Annotated in this window: 16 protein-coding genes; 14 read left to right on the forward strand and 2 right to left on the reverse strand. The window is 61.1% G+C overall.

Annotation, left to right across the window (positions count from 1 at the left end; genetic code table 11):
- Position 1 precedes the first annotated feature (1 nt).
- Genes QTL94_RS22875 through dhaL form a run of 4 tightly spaced genes read left to right on the forward strand, consistent with a single transcriptional unit; the run spans position 2 to position 4590 of the window.
- Positions 2 to 1036, forward strand: a complete 1035-nt coding sequence (locus QTL94_RS22875; protein ID WP_289803201.1) for a Gfo/Idh/MocA family protein — start codon at positions 2 to 4, stop codon at positions 1034 to 1036.
- On the forward strand, positions 1033 to 2889 hold the full coding sequence (apnL, locus tag QTL94_RS22880) for a D-apionate lactonase (protein ID WP_289803202.1): 1857 nt from the start codon (positions 1033 to 1035) through the stop codon (positions 2887 to 2889). Before QTL94_RS22875 ends, apnL begins: the two co-directional genes overlap by 4 nt.
- A 54-nt stretch (positions 2890 to 2943) precedes the next feature.
- Positions 2944 to 3948: a dihydroxyacetone kinase subunit DhaK gene (locus QTL94_RS22885; RefSeq protein WP_289803203.1), complete on the forward strand. Its 1005-nt coding sequence runs from the start codon at positions 2944 to 2946 to the stop codon at positions 3946 to 3948.
- Positions 3949 to 3951: 3 nt separating this feature from the next.
- The gene (dhaL, locus tag QTL94_RS22890) at positions 3952 to 4590 is read left to right on the forward strand and encodes a dihydroxyacetone kinase subunit DhaL (protein WP_065691750.1); all 639 of its coding nucleotides are present in this window, start codon (positions 3952 to 3954) and stop codon (positions 4588 to 4590) included.
- Between the two features lie 81 nt (positions 4591 to 4671).
- Here the strand turns inward: dhaL and QTL94_RS22895 are convergent, their stop codons facing one another.
- Positions 4672 to 6495, reverse strand: coding sequence for a chloride channel protein (locus QTL94_RS22895; RefSeq protein WP_289803204.1), 1824 nt, complete (start codon positions 6493 to 6495; stop codon positions 4672 to 4674).
- Positions 6496 to 6590: 95 nt separating this feature from the next.
- On the opposite strand from QTL94_RS22895, the gene QTL94_RS22900 reads away from it, so the two are divergent.
- Entirely contained in the window at positions 6591 to 7025 is a 435-nt protein-coding gene (locus QTL94_RS22900) for a MarR family transcriptional regulator (protein WP_289803205.1), read from the forward strand.
- Positions 7026 to 7038: 13 nt separating this feature from the next.
- A complete protein-coding gene (locus QTL94_RS22905; RefSeq protein WP_289803206.1) occupies positions 7039 to 7479 on the forward strand; it encodes a MarR family winged helix-turn-helix transcriptional regulator in 441 nt (146 codons plus the stop codon).
- Positions 7480 to 7939: 460 nt separating this feature from the next.
- On the opposite strand, the gene QTL94_RS22910 is transcribed toward QTL94_RS22905, so the two are convergent.
- Complete coding sequence (locus tag QTL94_RS22910; RefSeq protein WP_289803207.1) at positions 7940 to 9046, reverse strand: histidinol-phosphate transaminase; 1107 nt, start codon at positions 9044 to 9046, stop codon at positions 7940 to 7942.
- Between the two features lie 121 nt (positions 9047 to 9167).
- On the opposite strand from QTL94_RS22910, the gene QTL94_RS22915 reads away from it, so the two are divergent.
- The 8 genes from QTL94_RS22915 (at position 9168) to QTL94_RS22950 (ending at position 17984) form a co-directional block, all read left to right on the forward strand.
- Complete coding sequence (locus QTL94_RS22915; RefSeq protein WP_289803208.1) at positions 9168 to 9938, forward strand: SDR family NAD(P)-dependent oxidoreductase; 771 nt, start codon at positions 9168 to 9170, stop codon at positions 9936 to 9938.
- Between the two features lie 289 nt (positions 9939 to 10227).
- Positions 10228 to 11556, forward strand: coding sequence for a histidinol dehydrogenase (gene hisD / locus QTL94_RS22920; RefSeq protein WP_289803209.1), 1329 nt, complete (start codon positions 10228 to 10230; stop codon positions 11554 to 11556).
- A gap of 3 nt (positions 11557 to 11559) precedes the next feature.
- Complete coding sequence (locus QTL94_RS22925; RefSeq protein ID WP_289803210.1) at positions 11560 to 12573, forward strand: zinc-dependent alcohol dehydrogenase; 1014 nt, start codon at positions 11560 to 11562, stop codon at positions 12571 to 12573.
- A 46-nt stretch (positions 12574 to 12619) separates the two neighbouring features.
- Complete coding sequence (hutC, locus tag QTL94_RS22930; protein WP_065691742.1) at positions 12620 to 13360, forward strand: histidine utilization transcriptional repressor HutC; 741 nt, start codon at positions 12620 to 12622, stop codon at positions 13358 to 13360.
- A gap of 41 nt (positions 13361 to 13401) precedes the next feature.
- Entirely contained in the window at positions 13402 to 14694 is a 1293-nt protein-coding gene (locus QTL94_RS22935) for a hypothetical protein (RefSeq protein WP_289803211.1), read from the forward strand.
- Position 14695: 1 nt separating this feature from the next.
- Positions 14696 to 15841 (forward strand): alpha-hydroxy acid oxidase, encoded by a 1146-nt coding sequence (locus QTL94_RS22940; protein ID WP_289803212.1) that lies wholly within the window; start codon positions 14696 to 14698, stop codon positions 15839 to 15841.
- A 239-nt stretch (positions 15842 to 16080) separates the two neighbouring features.
- Positions 16081 to 17100 carry an ABC transporter substrate-binding protein gene (locus QTL94_RS22945; RefSeq protein WP_289803263.1) on the forward strand — a complete coding sequence of 340 codons (1020 nt, stop codon included), beginning with the start codon at positions 16081 to 16083 and terminating at the stop codon, positions 17098 to 17100.
- Between the two features lie 23 nt (positions 17101 to 17123).
- Positions 17124 to 17984: an ABC transporter permease gene (locus QTL94_RS22950; protein WP_065691739.1), complete on the forward strand. Its 861-nt coding sequence runs from the start codon at positions 17124 to 17126 to the stop codon at positions 17982 to 17984.
- Positions 17985 to 17986: the final 2 nt, after the last annotated feature.

Genomic DNA, 17986 nt, shown 5'->3' on the forward strand with positions numbered 1-17986 from the left:
AATGACTGAATTGAAAGGTGCATTGATCGGTTGCGGCTTCTTCGCGGTCAACCAGATGCATGCTTGGAACGATGTCGAAGGTGCGAAGATCGTTGCGATCTGTGATCGCGATGCTGAACGCCTGAAGATCGTGGGCGATCAGTTTGGCATTGAGCGGCGATACAGTGATGCCGAAGCACTCCTTGCAGACGGCGGCTTCGATTTCGTCGACATCGCAACAACCGTCCAGAGCCACCGGCCACTCGTGGAGATGGCCGCGCGGCACAAGGTTCCTGTCATCTGCCAGAAGCCCTTCGCCAAGACGCTTGCCGATGCCAAGGCGATGGTGCAGGCCTGCCGCGAGGCCGGTATTCCGCTGATGATCCATGAGAACTTCCGCTGGCAGACGCCCATTCAGGCGGTTCGCAAGGTTCTCGACGCGGCAGCGATCGGCACGCCTTTCTGGGGCCGTTTTTCCTTCCGCTCCGGCTACGACGTCTTCTCCGGCCAGCCATATCTGGCCGAAGGCGAGCGCTTCATCATCGAGGATCTTGGCATTCATACGCTCGATATCGCCCGCTACATCCTGGGTGACGTAAAGGCGCTGACGGCACGAACCAAGCGAGTCAATCCGAAGATCAAGGGCGAGGATGTGGCGACGATCCTGCTCGACCACGACAGCGGTGCGACGTCCGTCGTCGACGTCAGCTATGCCACGAAGCTGTCGAATGAGCCCTTCCCCGAGACCTTGATAGAACTGGATGGGTGCGATGGAAGCATCCGGCTCAGCCAGGGCTACCAACTCGAGGTCACCAACGCCGACGGCACACGCACGATCGACGTCTCGCCGCGGCTCCTGTCTTGGGCATCGCGGCCCTGGCACAATATCCAGGAAAGCGTCTACGCCATCCAGCAGCATTGGGTCGACCAGTTAAGCCAGGGTGGTGAACACTCTACGTCGGGAGCCGACAATCTGAAGACCTTTGCCCTCGTCGAGGGAGCTTATGAAAGCGCTGCTACCGGACAACGCGTGGATGTCGGAGCCTTGCTGCGATGACGGTTGATCCCTTCGTCCTCTATGGCACGCATCTCGTCGAAACGCCTGCGGTCCGGCTCAGTGCCGGAAAGCTGGAAGCCGATCTGGTCGAGGGCAATCTTCGAACAATCCGTTACGATGGGACCGAGGTGCTGAGGGCGATCTCGTACCTCGTTCGCGATCGGGACTGGGGGACCTACAGCCCCGAAATTTCCGGGCTTCGGATCACCCAGGACAAGGATCGGTTCGAAGTCGTCTATCGTGCGGGCTGCGAAGGGCCGGACAATACCAAACTCGCGATCGATGTCGGGATCGTCGGAACCTCGGATCGCCTGGATTTTGTCGCCGACGCCGTCTCGCACACCGGCTTCGAGACCAACCGCTGTGGCTTCTGCATTCTTCACCCGATCGTTGGGGTCGCTGGCACGCCCGCGACTGTCGAGCGTGTCGATGGCACTCTCCGAGCAACGGAGTTTCCCGAGCTGATCGATCCTTGGCAGCCCTTCAAGGACATGCGTGCGATCACGCACACGGTCGTGCCTGGGGTGACGGCCGAGTGCCGCATGGAGGGCGATACGTTCGAGATGGAGGACCAGCGCAACTGGTCGGACGCATCGTACAAGACCTACGTTCGGCCGCTCGCCCTGCCCTGGCCATATCAGATCCCAGCGGGCGACCGCATTCGGCAACGCACGTCCCTCGTTATCAGGGGCGAGCGTTACAGCCGTCCGGCGGCAATCGCTTCCGATGGTTCCATCCCGCTCGAACTCGGGACGCGCACAGGCACGATGCCCGGCATCGGCGTCGTCGTCACTCCCGAGGAAGCCGGAGCGGTGCTCGCTGCGAAGTCGCTGCTATCGGAGATCGCTCCGCAGGAGATCATCTTTCATTTCGACGCGAATGCCGGCCACGGCATGGAGGCAATCGAACGGTTCAAAGCCATTGCGGATGGCCAGCGCAATCGCTCGACACTGGAACTCGCCCTGCCGTGCAGGCGTTCGCCGGCCGTGGAGACGGCGGAAATCGCCGATATTCTGCGATCGGCCTCGTTCAGGCCCGATGCGATCATGATCTCGCCATCCGTAGACCGCCAGTCGACACCCCCAGGCAGCAAGTGGCCGGACTGCCCACCCCTCGAAGAGGTCTATGGCGCGGCTCATTCGGCCTTTCCCGGCATCCGCATTGGCGGGGGTATGCTGAGCTATTTTACCGAACTCAACCGGAAGCGGGTTCCCGCGGACGATCTTGGTTTCGTCAGCCACTGCACCAATCCGATCGTGCATGCGGCCGACGACCTCAGCGTCATGCAAACGCTGGAGACCCTACCCTTCATTACCCGCTCGGTTCGCGCGATCTATGGCGAGAAGCCCTACCGGATCGGGCCATCATCGATCCCGATGCGCCAGAATCCCTATGGGAGCCGAACGATGGAAAACCTGTCCGGCAATCGCATTCCGATGGCCAACTTGGACCCTCGGCATAGCGGGCGTTTTGCGGAAGCCTTCGCGCTTGGCTATGCGATACGCGTGCTTGATGCCGGGCTGGAGTGCTTGACGCTCTCGGCGCTGACCGGTCCATTTGGACTGGTGGCGGGCCCAGGCGAACCAACAAGACAAGGGGATTGGCGCCCCTTGTTCAATACGGTGCGCACATTGTCGATGCTATCAGGATCCCGCTGGCAGGAATGCGTCTCATCCGCGCCTTCGAAGGTTCTGGCCTTCGCCGTGACGGGTGCGTCGGGGCGAAAACTTCACATTGTCAATGTGACAGCGGAAGAGCAAACGCTCGATTGCGGATCGAGCATCGTCGCTCCAGCCGCTGCGGGCGTGACGATAGGGCCTTACGGCGTGGCGGTTTTGCCGCTTGCGCATTGACCGCCACGGCCCGGCTTGCATCTGGGGTGCCGGAGTTCGAAGGGGAGAATCGGCGTGAAAACCAAGAAGCTCATCAATTCCGGGGCGGATGCCGTCGACGAGATGCTGGAAGGCATATTGGCGGCTTATCCGGAACACCTGTATGCGGTCGACGATGTGCCGCGTGCGATCATCGCCAGGAACGGCCCGCGCCAGGGCAAGGTAGGGTTGGTGATCGGAGGAGGTTCGGGGCACGAGCCGACGTTTCTTGGCTTTGTCGGCAAGGGACTGGCTGACGCGGCCGCGGTGGGGAACGTCTTTGCATCGCCGCCCCCCGATCCAATCATCGCATGCGCGAAGGCAGCTGATGGCGGCTCGGGCGTGCTCTTCATGTACGGGAACTACGCCGGCGACGTCATGAATTTTGACATGGCCGCCGAAATGCTCGCGCTTGATGACATTGAGGCGCGAACCGTCCTGACCACCGACGACATTGCTTCGGCGCCGGCTGACCAGATCGAGAAGCGACGCGGGGTCGCGGGCAACGTCTTCATCTTCAAGGCCGCCGGAGCGGCATGCGATCTCATGTATCCGCTGGACGAGGTCGAGCGGGCCGCCCGTCACGCCAATGCACGAACCTACACCATGGGGGTGGCGCTTTCACCATGCTCACTCCCCCAGACCCTCCGGCCGAACTTCACCATCGGCGAAGAGGAGATGGAAATCGGCATGGGCATCCATGGCGAACCCGGCGTGGCACGCGGACCGCTTCGATCCGCGGATGCAGTGACCGACGAACTGATGGACGGTATTCTGCAGGAGATGAAGTCTCCAGCCGGCGACCGTCTGGCGGTTCTGGTGAACTCGCTTGGTTCGACGCCCCTGATGGAGCTGTACATCATGATGCGCCGGGTCAAGTCACGGCTCGATGACGCCGGGCTCCTGATCCACACCTCCCTCGTCGGGAACTATTGCACCTCGCTTGAAATGGCAGGCGCGTCGATCACCATCATGCATCTCGATGACGAGTTACAACGTCTGATCGATCATCCCTGCGACTGTGCGATGTTTCGGAGGTGATAGATGCCGATCAATACCGATGACCTGCAACGGCTGTTTTCGCTCATCGCAGACGAGATCGCGAAAAAGCGGGACTGGTTGTGCGAGCTGGACGGCGTCATCGGCGATGGGGATCACGGTCTTGCCATGGAAGGTGGTTGGCACGCCGCTGCCACGGCGCTCGTTTCGCTCGATGGCGCCCAGACCCTGCCGACGGCCGCGTTCAACGCTGCTGCAAAGGCATTTCTGAACGCGATCGGTGCCTCGTCCGGCCCCTTGTATGCCACTGCCTTCATGCGCGCAGGCGCCGCCGTCAAGGGCAAGGAGGAATTGTCGGACGACGACTTCCTGACCGCTTTCTGCGCACTATCCCAAGGCATCCAGGATCGCGGCAAGGCCGAGATCGGAGAAAAAACGATGGTCGACGCCTGGAAGCCGGCCGCAGAGGCAGCCCTTCAGGCGCGAGCCAACGGAGAAGCCCTTGCGTCGTGCCTAGACGCAGCCGTCCGCGCCGCCCGTGATGGCTGCGAGGCGACGAAAGGCATGGTGGCGGCCAAAGGGCGGTCCTCCCGGCTTGGTGATCGCTCGCTCGGTCATGTCGACCCGGGTGCGGCGTCAGCGGTAATCGTCATCGAGGCAATCTCGTCGTTTGCCGGTCCGTGACGACGAGTGCCCCATGTAATCGAAGTGTGAACCGCGGCGACAGGCGGCCGTGCAGCGAACAGACGCCGCACGGCTGCTCGCCTACCTCGCAACCGAGCTTCGCGGCGCCGGCAGGAAGGCATTTCGGTCGCGTTCAAGTGAGCGGAATGAACTGCGCAGGGCCAGGAGGTCCTTTCTTGCGATCAAGCCGACCAAGCGCCCTGACAGTGGTTCGAGGATCGGGATGCGTCCGCTGTCGGAGCTGATCATCAGGTCAGCGATAAAGCCGACGGTGTCTTCAGGGTGGCCGGTGGGAAGCGAGCCGTCGAGTGCCACGTCTGCGAGACGCTGCTCCTGAAATTCCTCGTCTATCTGCCAGCGAAGTGCATCCGAGCGTGACATCAATCCCAGGAAGATGCCCTGGTGGTCGATGATGGGGTAGCTGCGATGCTGTGCTCCACCGGCGAAGAAGGCGCAGGCCTCTGCCACGGTCATGCTCGCCTGCAGCGTGTCCACTTTCCGGATCATGATCTCTTGGGCTCGGGTCAGTTCGTAGGGATCGACGCCATATTCGCGGGAAATATGCTGGCCGCGGCGGGCAATCTTTTCGGTGAGGATGGAGCGGCGCAGCAGAAGAACCGTGACGGCATAGGCGACCACCGTTGCGGTGAGCAGCGGCACGAGGGCATTGACGTCGCCAGTAATCTCGACGGCGAAAAAGGTCCCCGTGAGCGGCGCGCGCATTGTGCCGCCCATCATTGCGGCCATTCCGAGCAGTGCCCAGAACCCGGGATTGCCCACGGGCATGACGAGGCCAACGAGCCAGCCCAGCGCCCCGCCGAAAATGAGAAGGGGTGCAAGAACACCGCCTGACGTTCCTGATGACAAGGCAAAAAGCCAGATGACGGTCTTAACGATCAGGATGGAGACAACCACCGAAACGGCAAGCTGGTTGTGCAGCAATCCGTCGATAATGTCGTAGCCGACCCCGAGGGCGCGTGGTTCAATCAACCCGCCGAGCCCGACGACCAAGCCGCCGATTGCCGGCCAAGTCATCCAATGGAAGGGCAATTTCTCGAACAAGTCCTCGATCTTGTAGAGAAGCGTCGTCAAGAGACCGGACTGCAATCCGGACACGATGCCCATCGCCGCGCAAAGGAGAATGCCCCACCACGGCAATGACGACGCGACGTTGGCAGGAAACAGAGGCCCCGCACCGAACAAGAGAGGGCGCCAGCACACGGCAACGCAGGCCGACACGGCCACGGGAATGAAGCTCCTCGGCTTCCATTCGAACAGCAGGAGTTCGACCGCCAGCATCACGGCGGCAATCGGCGTGCCGAAGATCGCCGTCATGCCCGCTGCGGCACCCGCCACCAGCAGCGTCTTTCGTTCAGCGGCAGACATGTGGAAGAACTGGGCAAACAAGGATCCTATGGCGCCGCCGGTCATGATGATCGGTCCTTCCGCACCGAAGGGGCCGCCCGTTCCGATCGAGATTGCCGACGATAGCGGCTTCAGGACCGCAACTTTCGCCGACATGCGGCTGCCGCCAAGAAGGATCGCCTCGATGGCCTCGGGGATGCCATGTCCCCTGATCTTCTCGGAACCGAAGCGCGCCATGAGGCCGATGACGATACCACCCAATACGGGCGCCATCACGGTCCAGACGGACCGCGGCGCCTGCCATGGAGGTATCATCTCAGTAGCGAAATGGCCGAACCAGACGAGGTTGGAGACGATCGCGATCAGACTGACCAGAATATCTGCAGCAAAGGCGCCAGCGGTTCCGACGACGATCGCCATGGCGATGAGGATCAGGACGCGACGATCGGTGGTGAAATCGCCGGCTTGCCTGCGGTCGACGCCGGCGGTGAAGTCCCTTTGCTTCGACAGCTTCCCCTTCGAGGGCTGCGGGTGGGGCATGGTTTCTCCGTGAGAATGAGTTTGGCCGTTGCGGATGAATTCGGACCGCCTATTATATCGTAGTACGATATAAATCAAGCGTGACGGAGATATCGATGAAAAATGGGATCCATGATGAGACAGTGGATTGGGACGCGCTGGCGAACCTGCGCTACAGGATCAGGAAGTTTCGGCATTTCAGCGCGAGGGAGGCGCTGAAGCTTGGATTGGCGCCACAGGAGCACCAGGCACTCCTTGCAATAAAGGGGCATGGAAAGGCGATGACGCTTGCGGTGCTTGGTGAGCGCCTGCTCCTGGATCGCCAGGCGGTCGGTGCGCTGGTCGGCGGGCTGGCAGCCAGGGAGTTCGTCTTCGTTGAAACGCATGGCAGGCAGAGATTGCTCAGCCTATGCAATGCTGCGGAAACTTTGCTGGACCGGCTCTCGCAAGCTCATCTATATGAAATCAGGGAGATGGCACCGGACCTGATGCATGCTCTGCGCGTGCTGCAGGACCGGCGGAAGCTGAGCAGAATCGTATGGATGCAGTGAAAGCGAACAAGAGATGAAGACCGACGCCGAGCTCAGTCACGCCGACTATCAGGCTCTCTCCAATTTGCGGTTCACGCTTCGCCGCTTCATGGATTTCAGCGCCTCGGCTGCCCAGGAAGCGGGGCTTCCGGCGCAGCAGCACCAAGCTCTTTTGGCCATCAAGGGGCATCCTGATCATGAGCGCATGACCGTCGGGATGCTGGCGGAGAGGCTGCTGATAGCACCCCACTCTGCCACCGAACTCGTTGGACGATTGTTCAAGGCAGACCTGGTCGATCGCCGCCAGGACGAAGCCGACCGCCGGAAACAGACGCTCGAGCTGACGGCAAAGGCCGACATGATCCTTCAGCAGCTAAGCCAGGTGCACTTGAGGGAAGTTCGAGAACTTGCACCCCAACTGATCGAGCTTTTGACACGGCTACAAACCTCCGCCGACGAAGCGAAGACGTCGTGACTGCCGGGCGGCTCGACATCATTCCAAGCCCTGAGCGGCGGCGCCAGAGGCTGGAGAGAAGAAGGCCGCGGAGGGGCTAGTAGAAGTTGTTGTTGCCGCCGCGAACGGGTCCGATTCCTGCCGGAGTCGCGTAGGTCGTATTTCCTGCCGACCCTGCCGTCGCGCATCCCGATAGGGACAGAACAGACAATGCGACTACGGCCAACAAAACTTTTACAGGCATGGGTCGTCCTATCGTTGGGGGCAGCTTCAGCGAGGATGATCTCGCAACTTGTGGCTCCTTGCAAGTCTCAGGCTGCAATCCATCGCCGAATACAATTCTGAGGAGCTGCTGAGGGGAGCACCGGCATAAAAGCGATCCGGTGCGGTTTCTCGCCGGCGGGCTTGTTGTCCATCGGCCTCGGGAAATAAAATAGAGTGGCATGCTCGCGCTGCCACTCTAGGGCGTCGTAGCTTACTGTCAGCCAAGTACCTTCGTAAGCGCCCGCAGGAACTGGTCGTTTTCGGCCGGTGAGCCGATGCTGACGCGGATGAAGTTCTCATAGCCCTTCTGTTTCCAGGGTTTGACGATGACGCCGTCGGCAAGGAGCTTTTCGGCAGCGTCTACCGCGTTGGTGCCGCAATCGAAAAACAGGAAATTCCCCTTCGAGGGCGCGACTTTGAGATTGAGGGCAACGAGGCTGGTGGCTAGGCGCTCGCGTTCGTTTCGTGCCAATTCGACCGACCGCTGCAGATGCTCATTGTCCGCGAGCGCGGCGAGCGCTGCGTGTTGGGCAATGGCATTGGTGTTGAATGGCGTACGTACTCGGTCGAAAACCTCGCGCAGCGCGGCGTTGGAGGTGATGCCGAAGCCGATCCTCAGGCCCGCAAGGCCGAAGGCCTTCGAGAAAGTCCTGAGCACCACCCAGTTCTTGTCGGTTCCTGCCAGGTGATCGACCGCCGAGATATAATCGTCGCCGCTCGCATATTCGGCATAGGCTTCGTCCACGACGAGCAAAGTCTCGCTATCGACTGCATCGAGGAAATCGCGAAATGCGCCGGCGCCAATCCAGCTGCCGACCGGGTTCATCGGGTTGGCGAACATGATCATCTTCGGTTTGCGCCTTGCCGCCTCGATCAAGGCCGGCACATCCACGGTGAGATCGCGCAGGACCTCGATGCGCTCCAGCTTGCCACCCATCAGGGCGGCGTAATCCTCGTGCAGCGGGAAGGATGGATAGAGCGTCGTGACCGTATCCGCGGGGCGGACGACGGCGCGGCATATGACGCCGATCAGGTCTTCCGACCCGTTTCCGAGGATGACCTGGGGGCTCGTGACGTTCAAGGCGTCGGCAATCGCCTGGCAAAGCTCCCTTCCCTTCGGGTCGGGGTAGAGGCGCACCAGATCATGGAGCCCGCCGTCGAACCGTAACGCGCCGTCGGGGGCACCGAGCGGATTTTCGTTCGAGCCGAGTTTTGCAATCGACACCGGCTGATAGCGCTGACGGACCTCCTCGAGGGTGAGGCCTGCATTGTACGGCGGTATGCCAACCACCTCTTCACGAATCAGCTTCCGCATATCAGACATTTTCGATCTCCAGGTTGGAACGCCACGCCGACCATAGGAGCAATCGTCCGGCTTGTCGATAATGTATAGACATAAAATCGAAAAGCTGTTTCTATTCGTGAAAATGCCGCAGGAGAGCACGATGACCGGGAATATCTTCAGCCTTGAGGGAAGAGTTGCAGTTGTCACAGGCGCCAGCCGAGGGCTTGGTCAGGCGATCGCGCTGGCGCTCGCCGATGCCGGGGCTGATCTATGCATCACGGCGCGCGATGAAGGCTCGCTGGCCGAGACGCGGCAGTTGATCGAGGCGCGGGGACGCAAGTGCTTCGCCGCCTCGCAAGACGTCAATGACGTGCCCTCCATCGAGCGGGTTCTTGATCAGTTCGCGGCGCTTTCCGGTCGGATCGACATTCTGGTCAACAATGCCGGAATGGAGCAGGTCTCGCCTTCGCTCGATGTCGACGAGGCGCTCTGGGACCAGATTATCGGCACGAACCTGAAAGGCGCCTTCTTCTGGGCGCAGGCGGCCGCCAGGCGGATGTCGACGCAGGCCAACGGCGGCAGCATCGTCAATCTTTGCTCCCTCACCTCCTTTGTCGGCATTCCCACCGCCGTCCCTTACGGCTCGTCGAAGTCGGGGCTTCTGGGCATGACGAGAGCGCTTGCGGCCGAATGGGCATCGTCCGGGATACGCGTCAATGCAGTGGCGCCAGGCTATTTCCGCACGGCGATGACGGAAGGTTTCTACCAGGACAGCGCCTGGCAGGCGCGCATGCTCGAGAAGATCCCCCAACGGCGGTTTGGCGAGGCGACCGACATCGGCGGTGCCGTCGTCTTCCTTGTCAGTGACGCTGCTGGCTATATCAATGGTCATTGCCTTCCCGTCGATGGCGGTTTTTTGGCCTCTATATAAAAAATAGGCAGCAGTGCAAAAAGCGTTTGACATGAATGCACATGTATATACATCTAAAGACAAGCAATAAAAGCGGAACAACAAAGCCATAGCCTGACTCGCAAGGCGGCTGATGGCGCCTTGACATTTAATGCGTGAAAACGAACCGGGACGACCTTGCCCACGCCTCGCGGCTGCGCAATAGGAACCGGATTCCAATATGGTTTACCGCTTGGGCTGAAGGCCTTGGCGATTGCCTCAGTGTGCCTGCCATTCTGCCTCGCCAGTGGCCTCAAAAAGGGTATGTGAAATGACTGAAGTGTCCTTCTGCGAATATTCGAAACTCAGCCCGGAAGAGAAAGGCGCCCTTCTGCGCCGTTCGGAAACCGATATTTCGAGCTTCATAGAAAAAGTCAGGCCGATCCTCGAGGGCGTCCGTACTGAAGGCGATCGGGCCGTTGCACGCTTTGGCCGCGAACTTGACAAGGCAGACCTTTCGGAAGCGAACATCAAGGTCACCGAGGCCGAATTCGATGCCGCATTCAAGCTTGTCAGCGACGATGTGATCGATGCCATCAAATTCGGGATCGAGAATATCCGCGTCTTCCACGAGGAGCAGAAGCCAGAGGCCATGTGGCTGAAGGAAGTGCGCCCCGGCGCCTTTGCCGGCGACCGCTTCACGCCGATCCAGTCGGTGGCGCTTTATGTGCCGCGTGGCAAGGGGTCCTTCCCGTCGGTCACGATGATGACCTCGGTTCCGGCCGTTGTCGCTGGTGTTCCGCACCTCGCGATCGTCACGCCGCCGGCTCCCGATGGCAGTGTCGATGCGGCAACGCTCGTCGCCGCGCGTCTGGCGGGCGTAGACACCGTCTACAAGGTTGGCGGTGCACAGGCCGTCGCCGCCGTTGCCTACGGCACGGAGACAATCAAGCCGGCGCTGAAGATCGTCGGCCCCGGTAGCCCATGGGTCGTGGCCGCCAAGCGCAGTCTGGCCGGCGTCATCGACACCGGACTTCCAGCTGGTCCCTCCGAAGCGATGATCTTCGCAGATGACACGGTTCACGGCGGTCTTGCTGCGCTCGATCTCCTGATCGAAGCCGAACACGGCCCGGATTCATCGGCCTATCTCGTCACCCACAGCCGCCGCGTCGCTGAGGAAGCCCTGGCAGCGCTGCCGGAACATTGGGCCCGCATGACCGAACAGCGGGTGAATTTCTCGAGGACGGTGCTCTCCGGCAAGTGCGGCGGCGTCGTCCTGACCTCGTCGGTCGAGGAAAGCTACGCTTTCGTCAATGCCTATGCCCCCGAGCACCTGGAAATCCTGTCCCGCGACCCCTTCTCCCATCTCGGCCACATCACCGAGGCGGCCGAGATCCTCATGGGACCGTATACGCCTGTCAGCATCGGCAACTTCTGCCTGGGGCCGAATGCCGTTCTTCCGACCAGCCGCTGGGCACGCACATTCGGTCCGCTTTCGGTCACCGACTTCGTCAAGCGCAGCTCGATCGGTTACGTCACTGCCCCTGCCTACCCGCTGTTTGCCGAGAACGCGCACAAGCTGGCTGTCTACGAAGGCTTCTCCTCGCATGCCAACGCGGTCTCGCCGGTGCGCGATGCCTACCTGAAGTTCGGAGGCTGATCGATGAAGGCGGTTCGCCTTTACGATGCAATGGACCTGCGCGTCGAGGAGGTCGAACGGCCCTCTCAACCGCGGGCCGGCCACGTGAACATCGAGGTAAGGGCCGCAGGGATCTGCGGCTCCGACCTCCACAATTTCCGCACGGGACAGTGGATCTCGCGACGCCCGTCGACGGCGGGACACGAGTTCTGTGGTCGGATCTCGGCGGTCGGCGACGGCGTGGAAGGTCTTGCTGTCGGAGACAGCGTCGCGGTTGACTCGCGCGTCTATTGCGGCACCTGCCCGGCATGCGCCTCCGGCCGGACGAATGTCTGCGAACATCTGGGTTTCGTCGGAGAAGTGTGCGACGGCGGCTTTGCCGAAGCCGTCCAGCTTCCCGCCCGGCTTGTGATCAAGCATGAGCCGTCGCTGGACCCGAGGGTGGCCGCCATGGCCGAGCCACTGGCTGTCGCGCTGCACGCCGTTCGCCGATTGAACGCGCCGGCTGGCGAGCCTGTGCTGTTGGTCGGTTGTGGGACGATCGGTGGTCTGAGCGGCCTGCTGCTGTCTCGCCTCCACGAAGGCGAATTGCTGTTTGCCGACTTGAAGGCTGATCGGGCCCGCATGGTTGCCGACATCTGCGGCGGGAGCGTCGTTGATCTGGAACCCACCGGAATTGAAGCAAGGTTGAAGGGCAAAAGGCTGCGCTATGCGCTCGATGCCACCGGCAGTACCCGCGCGATCGGCGAGGCCCTGGGCCTGCTTTCCGGCGGCGGCGTGCTGGCGCTCGTCGGCATCAGCCACGGACGCCTCGACCTCGATCCCAATATTCTGGTGGAGCGCGAAATCGCGATGCTGGGATGTCATGCCTACGAGAACGAGCTTGCCGAGGCCGTTTCCCTCCTGCCGCAGCTGGAAGCTGAACTCCAGCAGTTCAGCGATGTCCTGTCGTCGCTCGATGAGGTGCCGGGCGCCTACCAACAACTGCTCGACGGACAGACCGACAAGCTGAAGACCATCGTTCGGATCGCCGAATGACGTATCGACCGCCTGTAGTTGGGTCTTTTGAGATGGAGCCAAGATTTTGAGTGCACTTTCCGACACTGCCTCTCCGCTCTACGAGAAGGTCAAGGACTTCGTGCTCGGCAATATCGGCAGTGGCAAGTGGGCGCATAACAGCCGGCTTCCCTCGGAAAACGAGCTCGTCTCATCGCTTGGCGTCTCGCGCATGACCGTCCACCGGGCGCTTCGAGAGCTGACATCGGAAGGCTACCTACACCGGGTGCAGGGGGTCGGAACCTTTGTCGCTCCGCCGAGAGCGCAATCGACCCTGATCGAGATCAGCAACATCATCACCGAGATCAAGGCGCGCGGCAGCCGTCATCGGGCCGAGATGATCCTGCTCGAACGCATCGAGCGGCCGGAACCGGAGCTGCTTCTGGCATTCGAGTTCAACAAGAAGCAGTCCGTCGATCATTCCCTCGTCGTTCACTATGAAAACGACGTGCCGGTGCAACTGGAGGAACGCTACGTCAATACGGCGCTGGTGCCGGACTATCTGGCGCAGGATTTCACATCGATCGCCACCTACGAGTATCTCCAGCGCTGCACGCCGATGACGGAAGTCGAGCACCTGATCAGCGCTCTGCCGGCAACGGCCGAACATGCCCGGTTGCTGCGCATGCGCGAGGGCGACAGCTGTCTCGTTCTCTATCGAAAGACCTGGACGGGCCCGACGATCGCCACCGTCAATACATTCACGCATGTCGGCAGCCGCTATTCGCTCGGCAGCCGATATATGGCCCCCGCCAAGAAGAACCCCTGACACCAAGACGTAACGCCCATTCCCATTGAAGAGCAGAGTTCATGACCGACAATACAAGCCGAACCGCGACAATCAGGGATCACGCCAAGAAGCGCGATGGCGTCGCCGAAAAGCTGCTCGCCGGGCTTCTCCATGACCTGTTCCAGGTGAACGCCACCAACGTGGCGATCAACTACGACCAATATAGCCTGAACTCCCTGAACGGCTTTTTCGACGACGCAGACCAGCAATACTTCTTCAAGTTCCATCAGGAAGAGGGCGAAGAGGCGATGAGCGGCGAATACTATCGCGCCGACATCATCGCTCGGGCCGGGCTTCCCGTCGATCAGCCGCTGATGATGTCGACGCTCCCCGGCGAACAGATACTCGTCTACAAGCGAAGGTCGGACCCACGCTTTTCAGACGTGCTGCGCGCGCTCGATGTCGAGCATGACGACCAGACGGCAGAGCAGGCGGTTGCTGCCGAGGAGCGGCTGAACCAGACCGTGCTTTCCGTCTACCTCAAGACGCTGCAACCCGTCACCGAGGTGCAGGTCGCCGGCGAGCCCGTGCACCGGCTGTTCCATGATCGCCTGATCACGGCACCGAACGCCGTCTATCCCGGCGGACGCCTCGCCAGCTTCTACGTGGGGAAGGAGTTCGAGTTTCCCGGCGAAAAGCTCTCCTGGGAGGAATTCTCCGCGGCACGCTTCGTGATCGGCGGCGTCGAATACGAACGGACGATCGGCGAGCTTTTCGACGCGGCCAACAATAGGCTAGCGCCGTCGCGATTGGCCGACGCCGGTGGCGTCACCGCTCATGGCGATGCCCATAATGCCAATGTCTGGTACTCCCGTCACGGCGATCAGGCCGACCTGTCGTTCTTTGATCCTGCCTTTGCCGGCGAGCACATCCCGCCCCTTCTCGCCGAGGTGAAGACGACATTTCACAACATCCTCGCCCATCCCTTCTGGCTTTATGACCCCACGGTCGCCGAGCAAACCTTCAAGGCTACGGCACGCTATGAGAACGGACGGCTGTTTGCCGATTTCGACTGGCGCCTCAGCCCGGTTCGCAAGGCCTTGCTCGACGTGAAGGCTAGCGCCATGTGGAAGCCCCTGCTGCAGGACCTCAAGGCGAGAGGGATGCTGCCCGCCGATTGGCGTGAGGTCGTGCGACTTGGCCTCTTCCTGTGCCCGACACTGGTGATGAACCTGCGCGCTGGCGCCACCACGCACAATCCGACCTCATCGCTGATCGGTTTTTCCGTTGCCGTGATGACCGGCAGCGCGCCTGTTGCCGGCGAGGATGTGATGACCCGCTTCTTTGACATGATCGATCCGGAGCGGAACTGAGATGGCCATCGTCAATATCGATGATCTTCGTGTCGCTGCCGGCCGCCGGCTGCCGAAGATCTTTTTCGACTACATCGACGGAGGCTCCTTCGCGGAGGAGACACACTCGCGCAACCGGACGGATTTTTCAGCGCTCAGGCTGCGGCAAAGCGTTCTGGGAGAGCATGGCGAGCCAGACCTGTTGACATCCTATCTTGGTCGCGACTATCCCCTCCCCTTCATGTTCGGCCCGGTTGGCTTCCTAGGGCTTTATGCGCGTGATGGCGAACAGAAGGCCGCCAAGGCTGCCCATGCCGCCGGCATCCCCTTTGCGTTGTCGACATTTTCCATTGCGTCGCTCGCTGACATCCGGCGCGCGACGAACGGTCCCCTGCATTTCCAGCTCTATGTCCTCGAGGATCGGTCGCTCTGCGACGAGCTGATCGCAAGTGCAATCGAAGCCGGCGTAGACACCCTCTATGTCACCGTCGATACCGCCATTACTGCCATTCGCGAGCGCGATGTTCGCAACGGATTCCGCTCACTCACCCGCGTCACGCCCTGCATGTTCCTCAATCTTGCGAGGAAACCGGGCTGGCTTCTGGATGTCGCGGCGCGCGGCATGCCGGGCGTGCGGGCCGTGGAGCATCGTCCTGAGTTCGGCAAGGGGGCGCTGGAACAGGCGGCCAACCTGTCGCGCGGGATCGACAAGAAACTGTCGTGGAAGGACATCGCCTGGCTGCGCGAGCGCTGGATGGGCAAGCTCGTCATAAAGGGCGTCCTCAGCGGCGAGGACGCAGTTAAGGCACGTGAGGTCGGCGCTGATGGCGTCGTCATCTCCAATCATGGCGGCCGGCAGCTGGATGGGGCGAGCAGCACCATTGCTGCGCTGCCCGGCATCCGCGCCGCTGTCGGCACCGACTTCACGTTGATGCTCGATGGCGGCATCCGAAGAGGAACCGACATCATCAAGGCGATCGGGCAAGGTGCAGACGGCGTGATGCTCGGCCGCGCCTATACCTACGGCCTGGCCGCCAACGGCGAACAAGGTGCTGCCGAGGCCATATCGATCCTTGCGCGCGAAATGTCGATCAGCATGAGCCTGATGGGGGTGAACTCGATCAGGGAATTGAAGGAGAAGGGAGCGGAGTTCGTCTTCAGGGAGTGAAATATCCATCACTTCGGTCGCGCAACGACCGCGATTGGAATAGGGATGTTCCGCCCAAGTCGGCCCGCCACGACAATTTGTGGCAGTGACGGCATTAAGGGTTTGCAACGTCTAGGGAAAATACCGCAATACAAACACGCGTCCGGGAGCTTTTCTTCACGTCCGGGCGCAATAAAAAGACGCGAATGAAGTTGCTGCTTACGCAGCCAGCCAACGTTAATCGTCAGAAAGGGGTTTCCATGAAATACTCGTCGATCAAGAGCAAAATCTCCCGCGCCGCCATCGCCTTTGGTGTCATTGGCGCTCTCGCCCATGCCGTTCCGGCAAGTGCCGCAGATACCATCCCGACCCAGCCGGAAGCGGGCACGTTCAAGCTCGGTATCGAGCCATGGCTCGGCTATGGCCAGTGGCACGTCGCTGCTGCCAAGGACCTGTTCAAGGCCGCAAAGCTGGAAGACGTTCAACTGGTCAACTTCACCGAAGACAAGGACCTGAATGCGGCCCTCGCCAGCGGCCAGCTCGACGGTGCCAATATCGCGACCCACACCGCCATGGCCATGGTTGCGGCCGGTCTTCCGGTCAAGATCGTCTCGCTTCTCGACTTCAGCTTGTCCGCCGATGCGATCATCGCCGGTAGCGATATCAAGAGCGTTGCCGATCTCAAGGGCAAGAACGTTGCCTACGAAGAAGGCACGACGAGCGACATCCTGCTCAACTACGCGCTCGCCAGCCAGGGCATGACGATTGACGATATCACCAAGGTACCGATGCCGGCTGCCGACGCAGGCTCTGCGCTGATTGCAGGACGCGTTCCCGTCGCCGTGACATACGAGCCCTACATTTCCTCTGCGCGTGCCCAGGACAAGAACGTCCAGCTGCTGTTTGCGGCAGGTGAGGATCCGGGTCTCGTCTCCGACGTCTTCGTCGTTCGTGACGACGTGCTGAAGTCCAAGCCGGGCCAGGTTCTTGCCATGTTGAAGGCCTGGGATTTGGCGCTTGCCGAGTACAAGGCAAATACGGCGGACTCCCGCGCGATCATCGCGAAGGCTGTCGGCGCTTCGCCTGAGGACCTCGCAACCGCATTCGATGGCGTCCAGTATTACACCACGGCTGAAGCCAACAAGGCGTTTGCCGGCGACTTCAAGACCAAGACCTTCGTCGACGTCCAGAAAGCCGCCAAGACCGCTGGCATCCTGACCCAGGACGTTTCCGTCGAGCAGATGCTGGATCCTTCGTTCGTCGACGCTGCGAACAAGTAACCACCGCCCCAGGGGAATACCGAATGTCTGCCTCCCAAGGACTGACCTCATCCACCAAGGGACCCCGCGCGCAGTCGCGCGCGGGCGTCGGGAGACCACCGAGCGCATTTCGCATTGGTGACCCGCTCAACGGTCGCACCTATGTCTTGATCGCGCTCACCGTCTTTCTTCTGCTGTTCGTTGTCTGGTGGCTGTCGACCACGACCGGTTGGGTCAAGCCGATCTTCCTGCCTAGCCCGGCCGCGGTCTGGGACAAGATGGTCGAACTGACGCTCAACGGAACGCTTCTGAGCGATGCAGGCATCAGCATCTACCGCATGCTGATCGGCTTTGCGATCGCCTCGGCCCTGGCAATCCCGATCGGCATCATGATCGGATGCTTCAAGACCTGGGAAGCGGCGATCGAGCCATTCGTCGACTTCGTCCGCTACATGCCCGTCGTCGCATTCGTGCCCTTGACCATCCTGTGGGCCGGAACGAGCGACATCCAGAAATTCGTCATCATCTTCATCGGGACCTTCTTCCAGCAGGTGCTGATGGTGATGGACAGCGTGAAGCGGGTACCGCCGGACTTTGTCGGTCTTGGCCGCACACTGGGCCTGTCCGAAACGCAGATTCTGCGCCGGATCGTGTTGCCATCCTCTCTCCCGGGCATCTGGGACACCCTGCGCATCAGCCTTGGATGGGCCTGGACCTGGCTTGTTCTGGCCGAACTCGTCGCCGCAACCTCGGGACTGGGATATCGCATCGTCGTATCGCAGCGCTATTTCCAGACACAGACGATCATCGGTTACATCCTGCTTCTTGGCGTGCTTGGTCTCTTGACCGACCAGAGCATGAAAGCCCTCGAGCGCGTCTTCTTCCGCTATTCGTCGAGACATTGAAA

This window comes from Rhizobium sp. S96, assembly GCF_030382195.1.
Taxonomy (GTDB): Bacteria; Pseudomonadota; Alphaproteobacteria; order Rhizobiales; family Rhizobiaceae; genus Rhizobium.